The organism is Macrococcus epidermidis, assembly GCF_024205965.1.
GTDB classification, from domain to species: Bacteria; Bacillota; Bacilli; order Staphylococcales; family Staphylococcaceae; genus Macrococcoides; species Macrococcoides epidermidis.
The window spans coordinates 615,888-639,982 of the sequence record NZ_CP073819.1 but is presented as its reverse complement, the minus strand read 5'-3'; the positions used below and the strand labels follow the sequence as shown (position 1 = coordinate 639,982).

Below are 24,095 nucleotides of genomic sequence, written 5' to 3'. Positions count from 1 at the left end.
TTGACATCTAAAACGAGAAGTTATATATTATAAATAAGCTACTTGGTAATACAAAGTAGCTTTTAAAAGATTAGCTATCTTGTATTACAAAATAGAGGTGAAACATATGAGTATGCGCACTCAATTATTGAAAGGATTACTCGATGCATGCGTTCTTTCGATTATTAAAGAAAAAGAAGTCTATGGTTATGAACTCTCACAGAAGTTACTTGATTCCGGACTTGGTAACATCAGTGAAGGTACAATCTATCCAGTTCTTCTTCGTTTACAAAAGAAAAATTTGATTACAAGTGAAATGCGTGCAAGTGATGTCGGACCGAAACGAAAATATTACTTTATTACGCCTGAGGGTGAAGAAGAACTTGAAAACATGGTCGAAGAATGGAATGCAATTGTCGGGCCAATAACGAATTTGATTAATAAGGAGTGAATGTCATGAGCAAACTAAATGAGATGGATATAATTTATCAAAGAAAATTAAAACAGCTCACCTTAAATAATAAAGAAGCATTCCTTAAAGTTAGGAATGAATTAAAAATGGACTTTAAGCTGCAAGAGCGTGAAGTTGATAATATCTTATCTGATATCCTAGATCATCTAATAGATGCACAAAATGATGGTGTAACTACACAAGAATTCTTTGGTAATGATACAAAACAATTCAGTAAAGACTTATTTGAAGAATTACCTAAAAATAAATTCACACATCCATTGTGGTATATCTTGTTTACGAGCACACTAACAATCGCTGCAATCTTAATACCCTTTGGATTCCTTAGCCAATTAAAGTATTGGATTACAGGCAGCTATGTTCCTGTAAACTATAATTTGTCTTTACTTTCAATATCACTATTCATAGTTTTATTAACGCTCGCTATCTTTATAACCATTCATTTAATGAAGAATAACACTTTCAGTTCAAATAGAGGAAAAACTTTAACGTTACCATTATATTTTTTAATGATATTTTTGCCAATTAGCATTTATTTATTTGGTTATGATAAAAACTTATCTGAACCTACTGGATATATCCTTGTCTTATTGGGCATTCCTTTTCTAATTACTTGTATATTTACTTATAAAAAGAAAATTTCCTATTAAGGAGGACTAAAATGACGAATTTAAATGAAATGAATATAAATTACATAAGAAAAGTGAATCAACTGAAACCTCATAACAGAAAAACGTTTGATTATATCGCAAATAAGATTACGACAAAAGTAACACTTTCAGAAGATGAATCGGATGAATTATTATTAGAAATTTTAGATGATTTACTAGTTGCTCAAAGAAATGGTAAATCAGCAAATTCTTTTTTTGGTGAAGATTTAGATCAATTTGTTGATGATATTTCAATAGAATTACCTAAAAGATCTTTTAAATCAATTTTACTATTTGGTACATTTACATTTTCTATTATATTCAGTATATTATTTGTTATTTTCGGGTTTGCTGATTTTTTAAGTTGGATAAGTATCTCTCATCATATTAAAATTCCTGTACTTGCTGCTTTATTAATTGTTTTTGTTTTCTTAATCTTCAGCTTGCTAAGTATATTTTTAGACTCAAATGCACAAAATAGAACGAAGACTCAAAATATTATCCAAGCGTTATCTTTGTTTCTATCTTATTCAATCACATATTTTATTTTTAGCTTTGTTAAACAAGGACCTTATTTTAGTTTTCCTTTTTATTTATCATTACCCTTGGCTATTGTCTTTATAGTTACAACTATCTATATCAAGAAGAAATATTTTCCGAAAAAACAATTCATTTAGGAGTGAGTGTCATGAAAACAAAAGATATTATCGAACAAAACAATTTAAAACGTGAAGAACTGACGCCGGAAAATTTAAAGGTTTATGAGCAGGTATTAATGTATTTACGCTGTGATTTATCGATTTCAGAGCGCGTTACAGAAGTGACTTTAATGGATTTATTAGATCACTTACTAGAAGCACAGATGCATGATGTAACGACCGAAGAATTCTTCGGCAATGATCCAGAACAATTTGCTAAAGATTTAGTTGCAGAGATTCCAAAAGAATCGAAGCGTAATATGTGGATGTTCGGTGCTTCAATGTTATTTCTACTATTTGCAATATTTAGAGGTATTTCAGGTATTGCTGATTTTATCACCGTTAATCTGTTACACAAAGACAATGCGATTTATCTCGGTAGTGAATTAACTGCTAATCTTATAACTTCACTTGTTATCGGTGCAATCATTTTCGGTATCTTCAAATATTTACAACTTAGCGCTTTTAAAGATGATGAAACAAGAGGACAAAAAATTACAATATTTTTTGTATTATGGATTGTGATGGTTATTCCATTCCTTGTTTCGATGTTCTTACCAGATTTAGTACACATCGGCCCAGTTGTTCATATCCCCTGGTATGTTAATATCAGCATTGGCGTAGCGTTTTACTTACTCTATAAGCTATTATTTAATGCTTCACGAAACGATAAGGAAGTTGCCTTTATGAAATAAAAAAATCATCCCAAAGTTTATGCTTTGGGATGATTTTTTTTAAATGATGATATCAAATATAAACCATATAATCATAATAACTAAAATGATAAACTTAGCCAACGTGCTTGTAAGGAAGCCTAATAACGATCCAATACTTGCATCCATCGCACGTTTAAAATCTTGCTGAATCAGTAGTTCTACAATGAATACTGCAACAAACGGTATTATGATAATACCGAATGGTGGGAAGAAGAAGCTACCGAGTATAATCCCGATTGCTGCCGTAAGCTCCCCTGCTTTACTTCCGCCAAACTTCTTAACAAAGCGACTTCCTAATACATAATCACTCACTAAAGTAATGATCGTAAGTGTTGCCATCGCTATCCAGAAGAACCATGATAGTTCATTATTGTTAATCGCGAAATGGTAGATAAAAAAGCCAACCCACATCATTAATATACCAGGTATCATCGGCATAATTAACGCCACAAATGCTGACAAAAACGCTAATATGATTAACGTCCATAAGATAAATGTCATGCTAAATCCTCCATTTTTACAGGTTTCGTAAAGATTAATAATATAAATGCTAATGTAATAAATCCTGCCGATACAAAGAATACGTTCCCTAATCCTACGATGTCACTCATCACACCACCGAGTAAATTTCCAAGCAATTGTCCAACGATCATTGCATTCGAGAATAATGTCGACGCATATCCTGGAAAGTCTGGTAAGATGTCTTGGAAATAACTTATTCCAAGTCCAAGTAATATTGCTAAGAAGAACGCGAGTAGCACTTGTCCAACGAGCATTGCAGTAACACTATCAAATACCCCGATTGAGAAGTAATATGCACCACCTAATATTCCACCAATCATTAGTAATGTTCTCGTTTGGAATCTACTTGCGAGTATTCCTAAAATAATCATAAACGGAACTTCAAGTCCCGCACATAAACTCGCTAAATATCCTACGTTTGATTCGTCTGCTTTTAAATATTCCGTTACGAATAATGGCATATTTAATGTATACATCCACTGCCCTACATGTAAGAACACAAATGCTAAGAAGGGAATTAACAGATACATATCTTTCGCTAAGTTCGGTGCTACAGGTTCAACTCTATTTGAATTGTAAACCACTTTCTCTGGTTTCACTTCATGGAAAAAGATTAAGAATAAAACAAGCACTACCCAGTAGATAATAACCGTTCCACCAAAAATACCTCCAAAGCCAAAGTGCTTTAATAAAACTGTCCCGACTAATGGTCCAAATAAAAAGCCAAAACTAAACATTGAACGTAGAACAGTATTAGCAAACACTGCATTTTTATTGGATGCAGAGACATTAATACTTTCTCTTGCTGATGCATACATTTGTGGCATAGCAGGTGCTGCCATCCCACCAAAGAATACATATAGCGTCATAAATAAATACGGATTTGATACTAAGTAGTACATACTAAATGCAACTGATGCCATTGCTAAACTGAACATGATCATATACTTTCTGTTAAATCCTGCTCTATCAGAGAATCTAGCAACAATCGTATTTACACCAAATCCAGCAAGTGCAAATAATGCCATCATGACACCATACAGACCACGTGTCATACCCAGTTCCTGTGTCGCATAAAGCACAAAGAATGGCACAGTAATCGCTAATGCCATACCAAGTAATGTCATATTAATAAGAAATAAGACATAATTTTTAATACTTAATAAATTTTTAAACATATATACACTTACTTTCTATTTATTATAACTACATATAATACTGTTATATTATAAAGCAAAAATAACATTTGTATAGTCACGTCTATTTATAACGTGATTAATACCGCTGCTTTATCATCATGCAATTTCACTCGTGGATAATGAATCTTCTCGATATCTTCTAATTCTTTCGTAATCATATATTCGAGCATGGCATCTAAGCCATCATGAATAAATTTCTGAACGAATTTCTGAAGACCAAGTCTTTCTATATCAAAGAAACCATCTGTTGTAATCAGGATATGTGATAAATTTGATAATTCAAATTGTCCACGATTATATGAATGATTGAAATTTACATCACCATTCATCACCGAATATCCACCTGGAATATTTGCTGTACTTTTAGCATTATCAATGGCTTCGATCATTTCTTTCGGCAATGTATTTGATTCGTAAACACCAGGATATTTTTCCTGCCAGTACTTCACACGATCACTTTCATTCTTCTTACTATAATCAGGAACAATTTGAGATACTTTATTTTCTTTCGTAATTGTGTAGATAACACAGTCGGCTGAACTGGAATAATCGGCTATATTGTTATGAAGCTTTACAACAGCGTGGCAACACTGAAATCTATCTTTCGGATGATTAATAGCGATATTAAATGCTTCCATCTCTGTTTGGATGCTGGCATTTGCAAATTCAGTCGCATTATTTAAAGTAATGCTTTTATCAACTTGCTCAAACGTAGCTTTTACAGCATCCGTAGCACGTTTTCCAGGTGTGATATTATCAATCATAATACCTTTCAAACTTGTTACTCCGTCAATAACCCCATAAATATTTGCTGCTTCATTGATGACAACAGCATCTTCATTCATTATTCCTACTCCTTGAGCCAGTACGGATGTTATCATGTTTACACCTACCCTAGTAGAATTGTATTTCGTACTTCAGTCATCTTACGATCAAGTTCTGCTGATGCATCTGCAACTTCTCTTAATTCTTTTCGGATTTCATCACTTAATTGTTTTGTATTATATTTATACTGTAACTTATGTTCAGTTGATGCGAAAAAGTCCATTGCGAGTGTTCTAATTTGAATTTCAGCAGGTATCCACTTCACACCTTCTGACAGTACAAGTTCAGTCTCCACTATAAGATGCAAACTTTTATAGCCACTTGGTTTTGGATTTTTAATGTAATCTTTTACACGTACAATCCTTAAGTCACTTCGTCCACTGAGAAGCTCACATATTTTATAAACATCCTCTTCAAATGTCGTTACAATGCGTACACCAATAATATCGAATATATTTGCTCTGATATCATCTAGTGTAATAGGAATACCTTTACGATTTAATTTATCGCGTAAAGAAAGTGGTGCTTTTATTCGCGATTTAACATGTTCGAATGGTGAATAGCCATGTCGTGCCTGCCATTCAAGGTCAATAATTTCAATATCACTTGTAAGTTCTAGAAGCCCCATTTCATATTCTTTAAAGAAATATTGAAATTCTTCTGCCATTTTTACAAACTCAGTCTGTTCTTCAATTTTGCTAAATATTTGATTTACGTCCATATTTACTCCCTCTCTTCTAGACTAATATACCAAATTTACACAGAAAAAAGTACGAATACACATCGTATTCGCACTATATAATAGGTACATATTTCTTTATATCAAGATATTCAGCAGTTACTTCTTTCATCAATTCAATATAAGCACTCACTTGCGGTAAACTTAACATATCCGTTTCATAACAAATATAAGTTTCACGCAGTAATGGATTATTTGCGACTTCTAACAGCTGAATTTCGAACTGATCATTATCTATGTCTTTCATAACGATTTCCGGCAATACGGTCATACCTACACCATTTAATAACAGTGATTTACAAGTAGAAATTTGATCAGTCTTTATTTGCGGAGCATATTCCTTATTAAATTGCTCTGTATACCAATGTTCAATTTCCTTTAAGTAAATGGGATCTGCCTGAAATTCAATCATCGGTAACTGATCAAGCTCATGTGCTTTGTTCTTAGGATAGATAAAGTAATGCTTTTCACTCATTAACAGTTCATTGTGCAAATTCATAATCTTGCTCCCACGTATTACCGACACATGAAAGTCATGACGATTGTTTGTAATGCGTGTAGATGAACCGACTTGCAGCTGTATCTTTACATTCGGATAACGTTCTACAAATCTTCCTAGAACTATCGGTAATATTGTATGTCCAATCAAAGAAGATACACCTATTGAAAGCTTACCGTTGACCACACCGTCAGAAGAATGAATCATCTCCTTTAGATTCGTTTCTTCTTTTAACATCTTTCTGGCATGCTGAATAATCATTTCTCCATTTGTCGTAACAATTAATTTCTTTTTCGTACGAATAAAGATTTCAGTACCCCACTCTGTTTCAATAGATTTAAGACGTTGACTCACTGCAGGCTGTGATATATATAATGTGTCTGCTGCTTTACGTAACGTCTCTTCATCAGCAAGCGCAACGAGTAATCTGTAATCATCAATTTTCATATACAATCCTCAATTCTAAAGATTATAAAATCGAATCGTATTCTCTTCTATTGTCAGGTTAACAGTTTCAGTATCGATTGATTTTATATGTCCAATTTCTTCTATTATAGCAGATAACTGAGCATGAATGTGATGCGCCTCAAAACCATCATGGGGCCATGGTCCATCCGTTTCAATCATTAATCTTTCAAGCGGGAAAGAAGTGACAACTTTACGTGTCTTTGGATTCCACAATACATCAGGTGTAATGCTCACCATATAATCTGTAGCTAATAATCGATCGATTACAGCATCACTCGCTTTAAACCAGTGAAAGTGCGCTTTTTCAATTGCATGTTTATGCAGTAAGTCTAGCGTTACAAGTGCATCATCGTACACAGCATGCAGTACGATCGGTAAACGATATTGTTTCGCTTTAATAATAAATTGTTCGAATACTTCTATATAAGGTTGTACATTTAACTTTGGCTGTTCTCGTTTTAAATATTGAGGTAAACCTACCTCTCCGATAGCAGTTAATTGATTATGATGATTATCGATTAGGGATAATATCTTATCGATTTCAGTGTGATTTAGCGTTTGTTCAGGATGAAATCCGAGCGCGATATTAACTTTTGGATAATCGACTAAATCGAGTAACTTTTGAGAACCATGATAATCCATGGCAACAGCAATCAAACCATTAATCGCTTCGTTTTGAAGTATATGTTGCTGCTTAGATTCAGAATATTTATCTAAATGAATATGTGCGTCGTACATAATAGCGTTCTCCTTTTAGCAATGATGTGTCCAATATCATCAACTTATTGGACACTTCTAATTCAATAATTCAACATTTTATCTTTCAGTTGGCCAACTTTCTTTTGAGCTTGTTCACACACGATTACTTTATTATTCTCTAATATTGTATCAATATATTTATAGTCATCCAATAATTCGAAATATCTCTCACGTTTGTCTTTCAATTCGTTATTAATCACTTCAAATAATGTCTTCTTCAAATTTCCATAGCCAACGCCCGCTTCAAATTGTCGCTTTACCTCAATCATTTCACTTTTATCCAGGAATGCTTCAAATAAAGTGTAAACAATTGAGTTATCTGTTGGGATTGGTTCTCCTAATGGAATAGAATCTGTTTTAATCTTCATAATGTTTTTATATAATTCTTTTTCGGTCGAAAATAGCGGTATCGTATTTCCATAACTCTTACTCATTTTACGACCATCATTTCCTGGTAATAACATTGTCGTTTCATCCACTTGAGCAATCGGTAATTTAAATATATCGCCATATTGATGATTGATACTTTGTGCTATATCTCGTGTTATCTCAATATGCTGTATTTGATCTTTACCAACTGGCACAATATCAGTATCCATTATCAATATATCCGAAGCCATTAATACTGGATAATTAAACAATCCCATATTTATATTTTTATCTGGATCAAAATTGTTTCCAATATTATCTTGTGCTTTAGCTTTGTATGCATGTGCGCGATTCAGCAGGCCTTTAGATGTTTCATTCATTAAATAAAACGTCATTTCAGTAATTTGGGGTATATCAGATTGTTTATAGAAAAGACATCTATCTGTATCTAAACCTAACGCAATAAATGCTGCTGCTATTTTATGAGACAATGTATTGATTGCCCCTTCTTTACGAATCTGATCATTGTTTAAAGCATGTATATCTGCGATAAAATACGCATAACGATTTGCTGTATCCTGAGATAAATCGATAGCCGGTTTAATGGCACCTAAATAATTACCTAAATGCAACTCTCCAGTTGGTTTAATACCTGTAAGTATCGTTTTCATAATCATCACTCCTATTTTTTTATAAAAATGAGACTCGTCCCTGAATAAGGACGAGTCTCTCGCTATACCACCTAATCGCTACTATCATAACGTACATGTTGTATCGGTCATGTTTCCGACTGGTATATGTGTTAACCAGTATTCAAACGATGAGCCCATTCACTTTTAACTTATACATGTTTCCACCAGCCACATGCTCTCTATCATAAGTCAATAAGTTACTCTTCTCATCTGAAGAAATTCTTATTGAATTGTATATATATTAACTCAACTTAATCTAATTTTCAATTCTAATTTTGCACGTCGTTTCATAGAATGCTTTCAGGGAATAGAATAAACATACTTACTTAGGAGGCGTTATTGATGGATAAATTCGAGAAGATTGACAAAGAGATTAAAGGTTACACTCAAGAGCATCAACCTGGTAGTGAAAAAGATATGGATCCTAAGCCAATCGCTGAAGATGAGAATTATAAAGCAAGTGGTAAATTAAAAGGTAAAGTTGCATTGATTACCGGTGGTGACTCTGGTATCGGTCGTGCTGTCGCTATTCTGTATGCTAAGGAAGGTGCTGATGTTGCAATCGGGTATTTCGATGAAGCTACGGATGCTAACGATACGATTAAGAGATTAGAAGCGCTCGGTGCAAAAGTAAAAGCTTATCAACATGATTTAAAATCAGAAGTTGATTGTAAACAATTGATTGATAATGTGATCAATGACTTTGGCAACCTAAATATATTAGTTAATAACGGTGGTGTACAATTCCCACAAGATAGTCTTTTAGATATTACAGCAGATCAAATTCAGGAAACATTTGCGACAAATGTATTTGGTATGATGTATTTATCAAAAGCAGCACTTCCTCACCTTTCTAAAGGAGATACGATCATCAATACAAGTAGTGTTACTGCTTATCGTGGTTCTAAGACTTTAATTGATTATTCAGCGACGAAAGGTGCAATCACTGCATTTACACGCTCATTATCACAAAGTCTTGCTGATGATGGTATTCGCGTAAACTCTGTTGCTCCAGGTCCTATCTACACACCACTAATCCCCGCAACTTTCCCGGCTGAGAAAGTTGAAAAGCATGGTGAAGAAACTGCATTAGGACGTCGTGGTCAACCAAGTGAGAATGCACCGGCTTACGTATATCTTGCAAGCAATGATTCTACGTATGTTACAGGTCAAACAATCCACATCAATGGTGGAGATTATATTTCAAGCTAAAAAAATGTGCCTATCATCCTCGATAGGCACATTTTATTTTTCTATTTTTTCTTTGCAATAGACCGCTAACTTTTCCAGATCACCAAAGTTTGTCTTTACATGCTGCATTATCTCATTTGCTGTCTGATACGCAAAATCATATTGTGCTTTCGTAATCTCTTTCTTACGTAATGCACGTTTAGCATCTTGTTCATCGACCAGTTCATATCGACCATCAGGTAATACTAATACATCTAAATAAAGATCATGCGTTCTTGCCTGACCAAGTTCAGGAAAATTTTCTTCATTTATATCGATGTAATATTGAATAGGTTGACTTTCACGATTATACATCACTGTTATACTGTAATGTTTATCTTTCGGTAATATTTGTAGCCAGCGATAGCCATCATCTGCAACGACAATGTCTTCTCCAATAATATTTACCACTAACGGTGACTTTACTTTCTCCATAATAATTTCCCCGATAATGCCTTCAAACTGTTCATCTTTGACAGCAATTTCATGATATTCTTTTCTGATTAAACGGCGCCAGCTGCGTTTATCAATATACTTGGTTTTCATACAACCCACTCCTTACCAATCATTATATAAAAATAAACAAGGATGATAAATCATTTTATCTCCTTGTTTATAAAAATATTCAATTATACTTCGTCTGTTGTATAATGATCTTTTCCTTTTAAGAAAAATGCCAGCACAAATGCAAGTAAGCTTAATGCAGTTGCAACCCAGAATGCATCATTAATACCGTTAATTGTTGCCATCTTCTGTATTTGTCCCATAACAACTTGTGTACCAAGATTACTACTACCCATCTGCTGTCCAATCTGTGACATAGAATTCGCTATTGCAGGATTCGTTTTATCTAATTGGTTAGCAATGTCTCCCATATGCGCCGTTGTTTGTTGTGTCATTACTGTAACTAAAATTGCTGTTCCGATAGAACCAGCTAACTGTCGAATTGTATTACTAATTGCATTACCATGAGGTATCATACGAAGTGGTAATGCGTTCATCCCTGCTGTCATAATCGGCATCATAATGAAACTCATACCAAATGAACGCAGAATATAGATGCTTAATATATGTCCATAACTTGTGTCCATACTTAACTTCGTGAGTTCCCATGTTGCATAGGTCATAATTGCTAGACCGAAGATTGCAATCGGCTTAATACCAATCTTATCAAGTAATTTACCTGATATCGGTCCCATCAGACCCATTAAAAGAGATCCAGGTAATAAGAGCAATCCAGAATCAAGTGGTGAGAAGCCACGAATAGATTGTAAGTAGACAGGTAATAAAAGCATACCTCCAAATAAACTCATAGTAACAATAATATTGATCAGTAACGTAAATGAGAAGCCACTATATTTCAAAGCACGTAAATCCATCATCGGAATCTTCATTGTCATTTCTCGATAAATAAATAACACGATGAAGATCATACCTATGATCATTGTTGAAATTACGATGCCTGAATCCCAGCCTTTATTTCCTGCTTCAGAGAATCCATAAAGTAAACTACCAAATCCAAGTGTACTGAATATTACGCCGGGAATATCAAGTTTAACGTTTTTAGTCGGTTGATAAATCTTAAACCAGAAGAAACCAATAATTAAGGAAATAATACCGATAACACTCATTCCATAGAACATGACATTCCAATGATAGTTCTGAATAACCCAACCTGTTAATGTTGGACCAATCGCTGGTGCTAAAATCATTGCAATCCCCATCATCCCCATTGCAGCACCACGTTTATCAGGTGGGAATAACGTCATAAATACGTTTGTTCCTAACGGCATTAATATCCCTGCACCTACTGCCTGAATGACACGTCCAAGCATCATTAGCGGGAAGTTGAATGAAATGGCACAGATCATTGATCCTATTGTAAAGAACAACATCGCAGTTAAGAAAAGCTGACGATATGTGAATCGTTGAATCATGTATGCACTAATCGGTACTAAAATACCATTGACGAGCATAAATCCTGTTGTTAACCATTGTGCTGTAGATGTTGAAATACTAAAATCATTGATTAATACCGGTAATGCTACATTAATAAGCGTCTGGTTAAGTATCGCTACAAACATACCGATCATTAAAGCAGTAATAACTTTACCAAGCGTTATACCTTTACCATATTCAACAAGTGCACCTTGTGGTTTTACCTGCTCATGTACAGGTTTATTAACATCCAGTTCAGTATGTTCTGCTTGTGTTGTTTCATCTGTTGACTTCGCTGTGTAAGTAGTACTTTTCACTGTTTCATTTGGTGTATCCAACATACTTTCTGTTAACGGTGTCGTTGTTTTTAAGTTATCTTTTTTCTTCGTACTTCGCATCATGAATCTGTTTAAAGCCCAGAACACGAGTAAGCTAAATAATATATATAGAATATACATAGAGGTCATACAAAAACCTCCTTAGTTTTTATGAATGCGTACAGTTACATTCATTCCTGGAATAATGTCTAATGATTTATCTTTATCTAGTTCAATTTTTACAGGTACTACTTGTGTTACTTTTGTATAGTTCGCATTACCATTTGAAGAAGGTAGCATAGAAAAACTTGATGCTGTTGCTAAACCAATTTCTTTTACTTCACCTGTTAAATCAGTATCTTTGTAACCATCTACATATACATCCACGTCTTGACCAACTTTAATACCATCGATTTGTGTCTCTTTAATATTTGCTGTGACAAATAAATCGTTTAAGTCATATGCATAAGCAATCGGTGTACCTGCTCCAACAAATCCATTTTCAGTGGCTTGCGTTTTAACGATTGTTCCGTCCTGAGGCATAGTGATATCAGTTTTTGATGGTTTCCCGTCTTGACCCATACCTACAACAGTACCGATTTTATCATCTTTTGAAATTTTGTCTCCTACAGTTTTGTCTAATGCTGTCAGTTTACCTGCTGTCGGACTCGCAATGACTAATTGCGTACCATCTACTTTAGCATTGTCTGTTTTGACATAGTTCGTTGCTTCATTATAGAAATGAAACGCTGCAAATCCTCCTGCAACAAGAATGATTAAAGTTAAAATATTAATTAATACGAGTTTTTTCATAATAAATTCCTCCTTATTTTTTTCGCATAACCATTATTATAATCCGATTTAACTTTCATTCAACCAACAAAATTTGTTTAATTGTTGGATTTTGATTACAATGAAGTATTGATAACGCTATCATCCAAAAGAAAGAGTGAAACAATGACAGATAAAAAAACTTTAATAGAATATTCATTTATTCAATTGATGGAACACTATCGATTTAGAGATATTACAATAAAAATGATTTGTGAAGAAAGTAATATAAACCGTTCAACATTCTATGCTTATTTTGAAGACAAATATGCTCTGTTAGACGGTATGATTGATTTTCATATTCACAATATCGAACAATTCATGACCGATAATCTAAATAATTTAAAAGACGAAGAAGACAAGCGACCATATGTCGAAAAGTATTTAAAAGAAACATTTCAATATATTTTCGATAATAAGCAATTCTTTAAAATCTTACTTACACTTCATCCTGCTCAAAACTTCACACAAAAATTATTAAGCAGCTGGAGAGAAAATTATTTAAATGTACTAAATAATACAATTTCATTAAACTATCCTGATTATTTCGTCAGTTATACAATCGGGGGCCAATTTGGTATTTTATATTTTTGGCTGCAAAATGACTGTCCGGAATCTCCTGAAGTCATCGGTAAAATTATTTATAATAATATCCTCAAAATTAACCGCTAAATTAAAAGTGTTTTATTTCACTCATGTCAAATATCGAGTATAATAATATAGATATTAAATAAATGGAGGCACACAATGAAGTTATATCAATCACTTACAATTGGAGCATTAGCGACTGCTTCACTTTTTGCATTACCTCACATTGCTAAAGCTGATAGTCTTAAAGTCGGTAAGATTAAAGACGAAAATGCAATCATTATTACAAATAAAACAGCGATGTCAAAGAAAGTTGCCGGCGACTTTGCACAGTACACGTTATATATTAACGATCAACATACGATTAACGGTGAGAATTATTATCGCGTTCAGACAACGGATGATATCAACAATGCGATTGGTTATGTGAAAGCAAGTGACCTTAAAATCAATACAATGAAAATTGTCCCTACAAAAATGAAGACATATACGATGAAAGCCGCTTCTACAAAACTCTTCGAAGTGCCAAACGGCAGTTCTAGACAAGTGATTGATAGAATCAGTAAAAATGAAGTGATCAAAGTTGAAAAGACCATTCGTGTTAACGCTTCAACTTATATTTACGGAACACTACCAAGCGGTATGAAAGGCTGGATTAATATTACGAATGATGTTGGGCGAAAGCCGGTGAAGCGTAATCCTATCCAGCAGAAAGCTAAACCTCAAGTTAAACCTGAAGATAAAAAATCAATGGATGCTGAAGCAGAAGAAACTTTGGTAGATATCGCTGCACAGCCAAGACCTGTAGGTGAAGGCATCAACCATATCGAATTACCAATCTCAATTAAAGATGCCTTAAACATTCAAATGTCACTACATCCAAAACCACAAAGCTCAAACGGCATCAAATGGAAGAATGCACATCGTAAAGATGTACTAAATGCGATGAATCCAGAAGAGGCTATGATTGATCCTGTACAAAAATATCAATTTCTAGTTCTAAACGAACCCCAACATCTCACTGCAGACCAGCTTAATATATTATTACAAGGTAAAGGCATTTTAGAAGGACATGGGGAAGCTTTTAGACAGGCAAGTATAAAGTATAATATTAATGAAATCTATTTAATCAGTCATGCCTTCTTAGAAACTGCAGAAGGTACAAGTACATTAGCTAAAGGCGTTAAAGTTAAAGGTGAAGATAAGAACAAACGTTTCTATAATATGTATGGTGTTGGTGCATACGACAAAGATGCAGTGAAATATGGCGCAAAATATGCAGCAAATATCGGTTGGGATACACCGAATGAAGCAATTATTGGCGGTGCAGAATTTATTTCAAAAGGGTTCGTTTCTGAAAATCAAAACACATTATATGCAATGCGCTGGAACCCATTTGCTCCAGGAGATAGCCAATATGCTACAGATATATTATGGGCACGCGCAAATGCAAACTACATGCATGCATACTATCAAAAGTTAGGCATTTCAGGTGGAAAGTTCAATTTCGTACATTATGCAAAATAATATATTCATATAATCCAATCATCACAAAACCCCTTATCCAGCTGGATAAGGGGTTTTGTGATGATGGGTATGGAGTTAAAGGGGGGTGTTCACTTAGAGTCTCACTAAGTGAACATTAATTGCCGAGGAGCAACCTGTCTATTTCAAACCCTCTTCAATCTTATTGATTTCATCTTGTGATAAGTTTTTCGCAATTTCTCCGTCTTTCGTATCTTCTTTTAATGCATCTTTCGCTAGATCAGAGTGGTATAATTCAACGATTTTCTTATATGTCTTGTTATCTTTATCTTCTGTTTTCGCTGCAATCACATTAATGTATGGTGCGACATCTTTATTATCCGCATCTTCCAGATAAATCGGATCATCTTTTGGATTAAGTCCAGCACGTGCAGCTACACCATTATTAATGATAGATACTGCTACATCTTCTAATACTCGTGGTGTTTGTTGTGCTTCAATCGGTTTAATTTTCAGATTAAGTTTATTTTCTTCAATTTTGTCTGGTCCACCAAATAAACCAAAGTCACTAGATAATTTAATTAATCCAGCTGCTTCTAACAATTTTAAGGCACGTGCTTGATTTGTCACATCATCAGGAATTGCAATTGTATCGCCTTTTTTAACATCTTTAATGTCTTTAATCTTTTTAGAATATACCCCAAGTGGTGCAAATACTGTTGTACCTACTACAGATAATTTTAAATTATGGTCTTTTTTAAACTGATCAAGGAAAGCGAAATGCTGGAATGCATTTAAATCAATTTCACCTTCTGCAAGCGCATTGTTTGGTGCAGTGTAATCCTGGAATTCAACAAATTCAATTTTTATGCCATCTTTCTCTGCTTCTTTCTTAACAACTTCCCAGACTTTAGAGTCTACGCCAGTTACACCGATCTTAACTGTCTTTTCATCTTTCTTACTACCACATGCTGCTAGCACTACGATTAAACTCAAAAATAATACGAATAATTTTTTCATCTTTTCATTCTCCTTTTTTTATAAACGACTTGTATATATGCTTGCTACTTTGTTACCAATAAATTGTGTGATTTGTACTAAGACAATCAAAATTAAAACTGTAATAAACATGACTGCAACGTCAAAACGCTGGTAGCCATATGTAAAAGCGAGATATCCTATACCACCAGCACCAACTAGACCTGCTACTGCAGAGAACTCGATGAGTGATACGGTAGTAAATGTTAAGCCTAGAATGAGTGCTCCTGCTGCTTCCGGAATTAATACTTTGAATAAAATATCAAATTTACTTGACCCCATAGATTGTGCCGCTTCAATTACACCTCGATCTACTGAAACGATATTGTTTTCCACAACACGTGCAATAGATAATGATGCAGCTAACGTCATCGGAAATATCGCTGCCCAGATTCCGATAGATGTACCTACTAAAAATCTTGTAATCGGAATCAGTGCTACGAGGAAAATAATAAATGGAATCGGTCGAATCGTATTGATCATTGCATTCAAAATTGTATTTAACACTTTATTTTCTAAAATATTACCCTTACCAGTTGCATAGAGCAGTATGCCTAACGGTAAACCAATCAGTGTAGCCAGCACTAAAGTAATTGCTACCATGATGAGTGTACTGATCGTGTGCTCTAATATTACTGGCCAGAATGTACTTAAATCAGTTTTCAAATCCTTCTACCTCCCTTATTTCTATGCCGTGCTGTGTAATTTCTGATAAGGCACTTTGAATATTTTGAACATCACCAACTGCTTCAATTAATAAATTACCAAATAATCTATCAGTTAACTCGGTTATACCGCCATACAAAATGTTAAAATCAACATGATTTGCTCTACCAATCTTACTCAATACCGGCTCAAGAATTTGCTCATGATTAAAGATAAAGCGATATAGTTTACGATTCGTAACATTAATATCTTTAGGAATGTCATCATTTAGTACACTATGCACAAAACGCTTTGTTGTTGGATGAACAGGTGTAGTAAATAGTTCAAATACTTTGTTACTCTCAACCACTCTGCCCTTTTCCATTACAGCCACTTCATCACAAATTGATTTCACAACTTCCATCTCATGGGTAATAATCACTATCGTGATATTAAGCTTTTCATTGATATCTTTTAACAGGTTTAATATTTCATCTGTCGTTTCAGGATCCAGCGCACTTGTTGCTTCATCACAAAGTAATATATCAGGATTTGTTGCTAACGCTCTTGCAATACCTACACGCTGCTTCTGTCCACCGGATAATTGATTTGGGTAATCGTCTTTCTTATCAGCAAGACCGACAAATGCCAGTAATTCGTCTACTCGCTGCTCGATTTCAGCTTTAGTATATTGTTTCGTTAGCTTTAAAGGATAACGAATATTATCACTGATAGTCTTTGCTTTAAATAAATTAAACTGCTGAAATATCATGCCGATATTTTGACGCTGTTTACGTAAATCCTTCTCTTTTAATCCAACGATATCTCTACCTTCGACATAAACATAACCAGAAGATGGTGCTTCAAGTCGATTAATTAATCTGAGTAAAGTAGATTTCCCAGCACCTGAATATCCAACAATACCGTATATTTGACCCTTCTCAATTGAAAGCGATACATCATCTAGCGCATTAATCAGACCTTTCTTTGTTTGATACGTTTTAGTCACGTGATCAATTTCAATGATTCCCATTTTTTCTCCTCCCAAAATAAAAAACGTGCACTCAGCTGGTAGCTAAATGCACGTTACACGTCCGAATTTATCTGCCAAGCGTGAGCTTGATGGAATTAGCACAGTGCTCTAAATTAGAGTCCGCTGCTGAGACTTCATCGGGCCATATCCCTCTGTCTCTCTTGATAAAATATTTATTAAGTTGTTTTACATGTTACAGTGAATCAAAATATCTGTCAACACAATTTTTAAAAAAATTTTGAGATGGTTTTTTTGGCCGATAAATCCAGTTTGTCGGCCATCATTTTTGATTTCCCTCTAATTTTGTGGATTCTTGGCCGATAAATGCTGTTTGTCGGCCATCATTTTCGATTTTCCTCTAATTTTGTGGATTCTTGGCCGATAAATCCAGTTTATCGGCCATCATTTTCGATTTCCCTCTAATTTTGTGGATTCTTGGCCGATAAATCCAGTTTGTCGGCCATCATTTTCGATTTTCCTCTAATTTTGTGGATTCTTGGCCGATAAATCCAGTTTGTCGGCCATCATTTTTGATTTCCCTCTAATTTTGTGGATTCTTGGCCGATAAATCCAGTTTATCGGCCATCATTTTCGATTTTCCTCTAATTTTGTGGATTCTTGGCCGATAAATCCAGTTTGTCGGCCATCAAATACTATTATTAAAAACTTGATAATCCACTAAACTCCTGAATGCGATAAATCACGGATTTTAAGAATGAAGGATCCTTCTTTACATCATAATGATCTGTCACATGCGCATATGTATTATCCCATTTCGCATCAAAATCCTGATCAATCTTAGTAAATACTGGTAAGCTCGATTGTCCAGAAATCATAACATCCGTCTCTAGATTTAAGTCACCGACATTACGTCTTGTTAAATTCGCACTACCTAAAATTAAAGTCGATTTATGCTTATCCTTATCCTCAAGTAATGTAAATTTCGCATGATACTGTTCGCCATGACTCACTGCCCATTTAATCTTGATGTTATCATCTGACTTTGCAATTAATTCATGCGCTACAGGTTTATTCGGAATGCCCGGTTTTTCTTTACCGAATGCTTCTTTGTTCACATCTAATATCAACTGCACATCAACACCACGTTTACTTGCATTGATTAAAGATTTTACAATATCACGGTCAGATATATAGAACATGCCCATCTTAACAGAATCTCCATCGCTCATTCGACCAATCTCTTCTAACAGCGCAGCTTTAATCTTTCCTTCAGTAACTAGTGTTGTCGTATAATCCATGCCGTTATTAAATGCACGTTTATTGATCTCAAAGTCACCTATCCTTAAATCCGCACCACTCATGTTCATCGCATGTACTTCACTATTGATTAAATCTTCCTGAATCTGACCACTTACTTTTAAAGCAACGTTTTGATGATGACCACTCGGATCATGTGGGTTACTTGAAGCGATAATTGCAGTTTTCTCCGTTACTAACGTTTTACGGTGATTGGCTTTCATATTGAGCAATCTACCAAATCCACGAACTGTTACATTCGGTTCATCTTTTGAAAATATATTGGTGATTAAACCATTCTCATTATTGCCAAACCAACGTAATGTCGGACGCCAAAAACCTGAATAAACTGGATTAGAGTCTCTTAGAGCTACTAAATTCGTCTCGTATAAATTAATACCATTTGCGCGCAACTTTTTATAATGCTCTGGTGTATAACTACCGTAGAATGAATTGATTGGGTCAGTTAACATGTAAATTCTAATATTCGGTTGAGCCTTTTTTTTAGCAATTAATGCATCCGTTAATTGTTCAGTTAATTTAGGAAATTCAATTTCACCATCATAAGCATTATTAAACAAAAACATATCCAGAATAATAAAATCCTGTGCATCGCGAATTGCCTGTAATTGTGCTTTAAAGATTTCATGATCATAATGCATCACTTTATTCTTCTCATATGTATTGTCAATCAACACTTCAGCATCATTCGTCTTGCTATAATCAAACCATTTCGACACGCCACCTGGCAGTGGTTTATTGGCACCATATATTGCACAAACAATATATGCGCAAAAGCAGATGAACGCAATTTTTTTGAAACCAAATTTCTTTTTTCTGCGTTTATTTTTAGGCTTAGGTTTAGTAACTTGTTTCGTTTTTTTCGGCATAGCACACCTCCATATATAAAATTATAACAAAAAGCAGGGAAATTCCCTGCTTATTTCATAAATATAAATGATTTTTCCGGGCTATCAATAACGAAGATTCTTTGCCCTTTTGAATCCATCTGCTGTGCATTTACCATACGTTTAAATTCTTTTCTGTCTATTTTTTTCGCACCTTTAACGTCTTTTATTGATTCAATATTTCTGACATGCTCAAAAGATGTTTTGCGCGAAAGTTCATATACGTTACCATCTTTTAGTACATCACTTGGCTCTGAGATGATTTCCTCATCAATTAGAAATTGTATTAACTTCGTATCGTATATCGAAATCGGAACGTCATAACTTCCAGATTCTGTAACCATTCCATTTGATTTAACATATTCATAATCGAAAGTAATGCTATACTTTGTTCTTCCTGCTTCAAGATTAGAACTAAATCCTCTTTCTTTAATCGATGTTTCCAGAACTTTAACAAGCTTTTCCTTTTGTTTGTTATTCATACTGTCACCCGTTAATGAATCGTTATTCACTTCATGGGTGATAGAAATTTCATCTTTTTTGTGCTTACTAAGATCAAGTGCTGAGACTAGCGCTTTCATATTGTCTTTTGTATTGATGCGCTTAATATAGTTATCATAATCTTTTTCAAAGACTTCATAATTTCTATCAACAACTCGACCATTATTCATCGTGTACTTAATGTGAATCGAACGCACTGCTACATCGTTATTATAGACACCTTTTTTTGCGTTCTTTAATTGTTTATGTGCATCGACAACACTATCAATAAATGCTTGATTGCTTACTTTCGTATCGTTCAGCAAACTTTGATTCATGTACATTTGATTAGCATCTTCAAAAGTTGTTGCGACAGATGAGATTTCTTTTTTATCAGGTATAAATTGTTCACGCATATATCCTGAAATGATGACTAACATTAAAGCTAATGCTACAATCCCAAATGAAGTGATATAAAGTCGCTTATCAAATGTAATTCGCGCAGATTTCTGTGAAATCATTTCCATCAGCATGAAAGCAACTGTAAACGCAATTATATATAATTAACGATACAATCTTCATCTCACTAAATAAAGAACTAAAAATTAAACCTCCAAGTAGTGTCGCAATAAGCAGCATAATAAAATAAATGATCAAATGGATAAACTGATTTGCATAAGGTTCATTGATACGTTCATTTTGACGTCGCATATATACATAATAAGAGAGTGCTATCATGACGATTGAAATAACAAACATCACAACTAAATAGATAAAGTTGTAGCGATCGGTCACCACATACTCCATAAACTTCAATGGTATCGTTATATCATTTAGAAATATTTCTGGATATTCTGAAAGCCCTTTGAATAACACCATATGTGTCGTATAGATTAGCGTTCCCATGATTACCGGGGAAATAAGCAGTGCAATTGTCCCTACAATATGACTTAAATAATTATTTATCAATAAGCTTAATAATACAGTCAGACTAAAGATAAATAAATGAATCAATAAGCTTAATAGTATCCATATAAGTACTTTCTCTATATTAATCCCATAAAATTTAATGCCACATAATAATGTGATAATACCATTTATCAATAAATTGAAGAATACATGCGTAAAGTACGTCACGTATACTGTATTTAAAATCCGATGGCGTTTAATCGGCAAACTATGAATAAAATCAGATGCAGCTTGTCCCTTTAAAAAATACGTGATGAAAATTCCACATAAGCCTGCATAGAGCATTGTGCCGAAGAAATAAATGCCTGCTGTATTTAATGAGCCTATAATATACTTACTAATATTATTCGTACCTTCTACATCCATCATAAAATAGGAGAACGGCACTAAAATAAACGTACAGATGATATTAATCACAGTTAAAAACATAATGTTGCGAGATAAATTTTTGAATAGTGATTTATTCCACAATGATGTTTTCGATTGCATAACCGTACCCTCCTAATTCATAAGTAAATATTTCTTCCAATGTGAGTGGTAATATATCATAGAGCAGAGGATCTGCTTTTGTAATATATTCTTCTACTCTGTCCAGGTTGTCTTTTACGATACAAGTCACAACACGTCCTTTTATCGATTTATCAATCACATTCATCCCTTTATAGAATGATTCGTCAGGTAATGAACTGAAAGCCATCTGAATCTTAGCTACATTTCCTTTTAAATCATCGAGGTCACGTGTCATCAGTACACGTCCTTCATGCATCAGCGTTACAGCATCGCAAAAGTCTTCCATCTCACGTAAGTTATGACTGGATACAAACAATGCCATATCGTGATTACTCACGTCCTGAATGAGAATATTTTTAATCGTATGTCGAACGATTGGATCAAGTCCATCAAATGGTTCATCGAGTAACATCACTTCTGGTCTAGCTGCAATTGCTAATATAAAGGCACATTGACGTTTCATTCCTTTAGATAATTTAGACAATCTTTTATTTGGATTCAGCTTAAGCAACTCAATCAACTGATTGAAACGTTCATAACTAAAATTTGGGTAAAGATTTTTAAAGAATTCTCCCATTTCTTTTAAGTTGGCATGATTAAAGAAATATGGAATATCAGATATAAATATCATCTTTGATTTATATGATTCATTTTCAAATACAGGTTGATCATTAAATAAAATCTCTCCTTGATCTGTGCGGTAAATCCCTGCAATCATCTTAAGTAATGTCGTCTTACCTGCACCATTACTTCCAAGTAATCCTTGAATACTCCCTGGTTCAATTGTTAACGTGGTATCACTTACCGCAGTGAAATGTCCAAACTTCTTCGTTACATCATTAATTTGAATCATCTTCATCACCCCTCATCGACTGAATCTTTTCTATAATCTCTTCTTTCGTTAAGCCTAAGAACAATAACTCCTGAACGATTTTCTCTAATGATTCAGATAACATATCAATTCGCTCCTTTTGCATCGTATCTTCTACTTTATTGACAAAACTTCCTTTACCAGGCACTGAATAGGTATAACCTAATCGTTCCAATTCTCGATATGCTTTCTGTATGGTATTAGGATTGATCGTTAGTTCCTGTGCCAATTGGCGAACAGAAGGCAATTGATCATCTGCTTGTAATACACCATTCATGATCTGTAGTTTAAATCCATTGACAAGTTGTTCATATATTGGGATTCGGCTGCGATTATCGATTGAAATCATATAACCCCTCCATTTCTACTGTATTAACTGTACTACTTATTATAATACACCTAGAACGGATAATTGCAAGCAGAATTTGTAAAAAATTATAAAAGATAAAAAAAAGAACACACGTGAGTGTGTTCAAGGATAATCATATATATGCATTTAAGATTATAAACTCGGTGATTTCCCGCCGTCGATATTGACTGCTACACCTGTCACATAACTTGCCGCTTCACTGACTAAGAATGAAATAACATTCGCCGCTTCACGTGTATCACCAATACGACCTAACGGAATATCAAACTTCGGATCTCTTGCATATTCTTCCCAAGTTAATTCTGGTGCTTCTTCCTGCCAGCGTTTTTCAATTTGTCCGCTACGAATTAAACCGATACATACAGCATTCACTCGAATATTGTATTGTGCTAAATCTTTGCTGAGTGTCTTTGTTAATGCCAATCCTGCTGCACGTGTAACAGAGGTTGGTGTTGTGTTAGCTGGTGGATTCTTACCTGCGACAGCTGTAAGATTAACGATTGCCCCACCATTTTTCTTAAGTTCTGGAATCGCGGCATGTAACATATGCAATGCACCAAATAGTTTAAGATCTAAATCATCCTGCCAATCATTCAGAGAAACTTCTTCAAAATTTTTAGCAAACGCACTACCTGCATTATTGATTAATATATCAAGCTTGCCATAAGTATCAATTGCCTTTTGTACGAATGCTCTACAATCTGCTTCTTTTGTTACGTCACATACTTGATATGCGACTTCTTTGCCTGTTTTCTCTTTAATTTCTTTTACCACTTCAATCAGTTCATCTTCATGACGGCTGGCGATAACAACGTTTGCCCCTTCTTCAGCCAGAACTGTTGCTGTTTCTTTCCCGATACCTTTACTAGAACCTGTGATCACTGCGACTTTATCTTGTAAACCTAAATCCATTTTATCAGCTCCTTTTACCTAAAATATATCAAAAATCATGCGATGATAATAGGAATTAACTTTTTGCGAAACTAAAATAAAAAATGCATCTTTTCCGAATACTCAAAGTATCCGGAAAAGATGCAC

The 24,095-nt window shown here is 34.3% G+C and carries 26 protein-coding genes and 1 riboswitch; of the genes, 7 read left to right on the top strand and 19 right to left on the bottom strand.

Annotation, left to right across the window (positions count from 1 at the left end; all coding sequences use genetic code 11):
• Positions 1–106: 106 nt before the first annotated feature.
• From KFV12_RS03485 to KFV12_RS03470, 4 genes are read left to right on the top strand one after another with little or no spacing between them, the layout of a single operon-like run.
• Positions 107–430, top strand: a complete 324-nt coding sequence (locus KFV12_RS03485) for a PadR family transcriptional regulator (RefSeq protein ID WP_133422585.1) — start codon at positions 107–109, stop codon at positions 428–430.
• 5 nt (positions 431–435) lie between these two features.
• Entirely contained in the window at positions 436–1,101 is a 666-nt protein-coding gene (locus KFV12_RS03480; RefSeq protein WP_239242381.1) for a DUF1129 family protein, read from the top strand.
• Positions 1,102–1,112: 11 nt separating this feature from the next.
• A complete protein-coding gene (locus KFV12_RS03475) occupies positions 1,113–1,778 on the top strand; it encodes a DUF1129 family protein (protein WP_254257314.1) in 666 nt (221 codons plus the stop codon).
• A gap of 11 nt (positions 1,779–1,789) precedes the next feature.
• On the top strand, positions 1,790–2,494 hold the full coding sequence (locus KFV12_RS03470) for a DUF1129 family protein (RefSeq protein ID WP_111714216.1): 705 nt from the start codon (positions 1,790–1,792) through the stop codon (positions 2,492–2,494).
• Between the two features lie 39 nt (positions 2,495–2,533).
• Here the strand turns inward: KFV12_RS03470 and KFV12_RS03465 are convergent, their stop codons facing one another.
• The 7 genes from KFV12_RS03465 to trpS all read right to left on the bottom strand — a co-directional run bounded on the left by KFV12_RS03465 (position 2,534) and on the right by trpS (position 8,566).
• Positions 2,534–3,016, bottom strand: a complete 483-nt coding sequence (locus KFV12_RS03465; RefSeq protein ID WP_254257313.1) for a DUF456 domain-containing protein — start codon at positions 3,014–3,016, stop codon at positions 2,534–2,536.
• A complete protein-coding gene (locus tag KFV12_RS03460) occupies positions 3,013–4,215 on the bottom strand; it encodes an MFS transporter (RefSeq protein WP_254257312.1) in 1,203 nt (400 codons plus the stop codon). Before KFV12_RS03460 ends, KFV12_RS03465 begins: the two co-directional genes overlap by 4 nt.
• 86 nt (positions 4,216–4,301) lie before the next feature.
• Complete coding sequence (locus KFV12_RS03455) at positions 4,302–5,081, bottom strand: hypothetical protein (RefSeq protein ID WP_254257311.1); 780 nt, start codon at positions 5,079–5,081, stop codon at positions 4,302–4,304.
• 44 nt (positions 5,082–5,125) lie between these two features.
• On the bottom strand, positions 5,126–5,782 hold the full coding sequence (locus KFV12_RS03450; protein ID WP_111714212.1) for a GTP pyrophosphokinase: 657 nt from the start codon (positions 5,780–5,782) through the stop codon (positions 5,126–5,128).
• A 73-nt stretch (positions 5,783–5,855) separates the two neighbouring features.
• On the bottom strand, positions 5,856–6,746 hold the full coding sequence (locus tag KFV12_RS03445) for a LysR family transcriptional regulator (RefSeq protein WP_254257310.1): 891 nt from the start codon (positions 6,744–6,746) through the stop codon (positions 5,856–5,858).
• 15 nt (positions 6,747–6,761) lie between these two features.
• Positions 6,762–7,505 carry a TatD family hydrolase gene (locus KFV12_RS03440; RefSeq protein ID WP_254257309.1) on the bottom strand — a complete coding sequence of 248 codons (744 nt, stop codon included), beginning with the start codon at positions 7,503–7,505 and terminating at the stop codon, positions 6,762–6,764.
• 62 nt (positions 7,506–7,567) lie between these two features.
• Positions 7,568–8,566 (bottom strand): tryptophan--tRNA ligase, encoded by a 999-nt coding sequence (gene trpS / locus KFV12_RS03435; protein WP_254257308.1) that lies wholly within the window; start codon positions 8,564–8,566, stop codon positions 7,568–7,570.
• Positions 8,567–8,929: 363 nt separating this feature from the next.
• Between trpS and KFV12_RS03430 the strand changes: the two genes are divergently transcribed.
• Positions 8,930–9,799: an SDR family oxidoreductase gene (locus KFV12_RS03430; RefSeq protein ID WP_111714209.1), complete on the top strand. Its 870-nt coding sequence runs from the start codon at positions 8,930–8,932 to the stop codon at positions 9,797–9,799.
• Positions 9,800–9,832: 33 nt separating this feature from the next.
• Here the strand turns inward: KFV12_RS03430 and KFV12_RS03425 are convergent, their stop codons facing one another.
• The 3 genes from KFV12_RS03425 to KFV12_RS03415 form a co-directional block, all read right to left on the bottom strand.
• Positions 9,833–10,363: a ribonuclease FAU-1 family protein gene (locus KFV12_RS03425; protein ID WP_111714208.1), complete on the bottom strand. Its 531-nt coding sequence runs from the start codon at positions 10,361–10,363 to the stop codon at positions 9,833–9,835.
• A gap of 83 nt (positions 10,364–10,446) precedes the next feature.
• Positions 10,447–12,222, bottom strand: a complete 1,776-nt coding sequence (locus KFV12_RS03420) for a DHA2 family efflux MFS transporter permease subunit (RefSeq protein ID WP_254257307.1) — start codon at positions 12,220–12,222, stop codon at positions 10,447–10,449.
• Positions 12,223–12,234: 12 nt separating this feature from the next.
• Entirely contained in the window at positions 12,235–12,885 is a 651-nt protein-coding gene (locus tag KFV12_RS03415; RefSeq protein ID WP_111714206.1) for an HlyD family secretion protein, read from the bottom strand.
• A 144-nt stretch (positions 12,886–13,029) separates the two neighbouring features.
• On the opposite strand from KFV12_RS03415, the gene KFV12_RS03410 reads away from it, so the two are divergent.
• Together KFV12_RS03410 and KFV12_RS03405 are read left to right on the top strand one after the other, a co-directional pair.
• The gene (locus tag KFV12_RS03410; RefSeq protein ID WP_111714205.1) at positions 13,030–13,575 is read left to right on the top strand and encodes a TetR/AcrR family transcriptional regulator; all 546 of its coding nucleotides are present in this window, start codon (positions 13,030–13,032) and stop codon (positions 13,573–13,575) included.
• Between the two features lie 75 nt (positions 13,576–13,650).
• Positions 13,651–15,018 carry an N-acetylglucosaminidase gene (locus tag KFV12_RS03405; RefSeq protein ID WP_254257306.1) on the top strand — a complete coding sequence of 456 codons (1,368 nt, stop codon included), beginning with the start codon at positions 13,651–13,653 and terminating at the stop codon, positions 15,016–15,018.
• 138 nt (positions 15,019–15,156) lie between these two features.
• Here KFV12_RS03405 and KFV12_RS03400 read toward each other — a convergent pair whose 3' ends face one another.
• The 9 genes from KFV12_RS03400 to KFV12_RS03360 form a co-directional block, all read right to left on the bottom strand.
• A complete protein-coding gene (locus KFV12_RS03400; protein ID WP_254257305.1) occupies positions 15,157–15,996 on the bottom strand; it encodes a MetQ/NlpA family ABC transporter substrate-binding protein in 840 nt (279 codons plus the stop codon).
• Positions 15,997–16,014: 18 nt separating this feature from the next.
• A complete protein-coding gene (locus KFV12_RS03395) occupies positions 16,015–16,680 on the bottom strand; it encodes a methionine ABC transporter permease (RefSeq protein ID WP_239242395.1) in 666 nt (221 codons plus the stop codon).
• Positions 16,670–17,686: a methionine ABC transporter ATP-binding protein gene (locus KFV12_RS03390; protein ID WP_254257619.1), complete on the bottom strand. Its 1,017-nt coding sequence runs from the start codon at positions 17,684–17,686 to the stop codon at positions 16,670–16,672. Before KFV12_RS03390 ends, KFV12_RS03395 begins: the two co-directional genes overlap by 11 nt.
• 70 nt (positions 17,687–17,756) lie before the next feature.
• Positions 17,757–17,863, bottom strand: a riboswitch (SAM riboswitch).
• A 488-nt stretch (positions 17,864–18,351) separates the two neighbouring features.
• Positions 18,352–19,839: a phospholipase D family protein gene (locus tag KFV12_RS03385; protein WP_254257304.1), complete on the bottom strand. Its 1,488-nt coding sequence runs from the start codon at positions 19,837–19,839 to the stop codon at positions 18,352–18,354.
• A 50-nt stretch (positions 19,840–19,889) separates the two neighbouring features.
• Positions 19,890–20,870 (bottom strand): hypothetical protein, encoded by a 981-nt coding sequence (locus KFV12_RS03380; protein WP_254257303.1) that lies wholly within the window; start codon positions 20,868–20,870, stop codon positions 19,890–19,892.
• A complete protein-coding gene (locus KFV12_RS03375) occupies positions 20,824–21,795 on the bottom strand; it encodes a hypothetical protein (protein WP_254257302.1) in 972 nt (323 codons plus the stop codon). The genes KFV12_RS03380 and KFV12_RS03375 overlap by 47 nt, the downstream gene beginning before the upstream one ends.
• Positions 21,767–22,669 (bottom strand): ABC transporter ATP-binding protein, encoded by a 903-nt coding sequence (locus KFV12_RS03370; RefSeq protein ID WP_254257301.1) that lies wholly within the window; start codon positions 22,667–22,669, stop codon positions 21,767–21,769. Before KFV12_RS03370 ends, KFV12_RS03375 begins: the two co-directional genes overlap by 29 nt.
• On the bottom strand, positions 22,656–23,036 hold the full coding sequence (locus KFV12_RS03365) for a GntR family transcriptional regulator (protein WP_133422565.1): 381 nt from the start codon (positions 23,034–23,036) through the stop codon (positions 22,656–22,658). Before KFV12_RS03365 ends, KFV12_RS03370 begins: the two co-directional genes overlap by 14 nt.
• Positions 23,037–23,189: 153 nt before the next feature.
• Positions 23,190–23,969, bottom strand: coding sequence for an SDR family NAD(P)-dependent oxidoreductase (locus tag KFV12_RS03360; RefSeq protein WP_254257300.1), 780 nt, complete (start codon positions 23,967–23,969; stop codon positions 23,190–23,192).
• Positions 23,970–24,095: the final 126 nt, after the last annotated feature.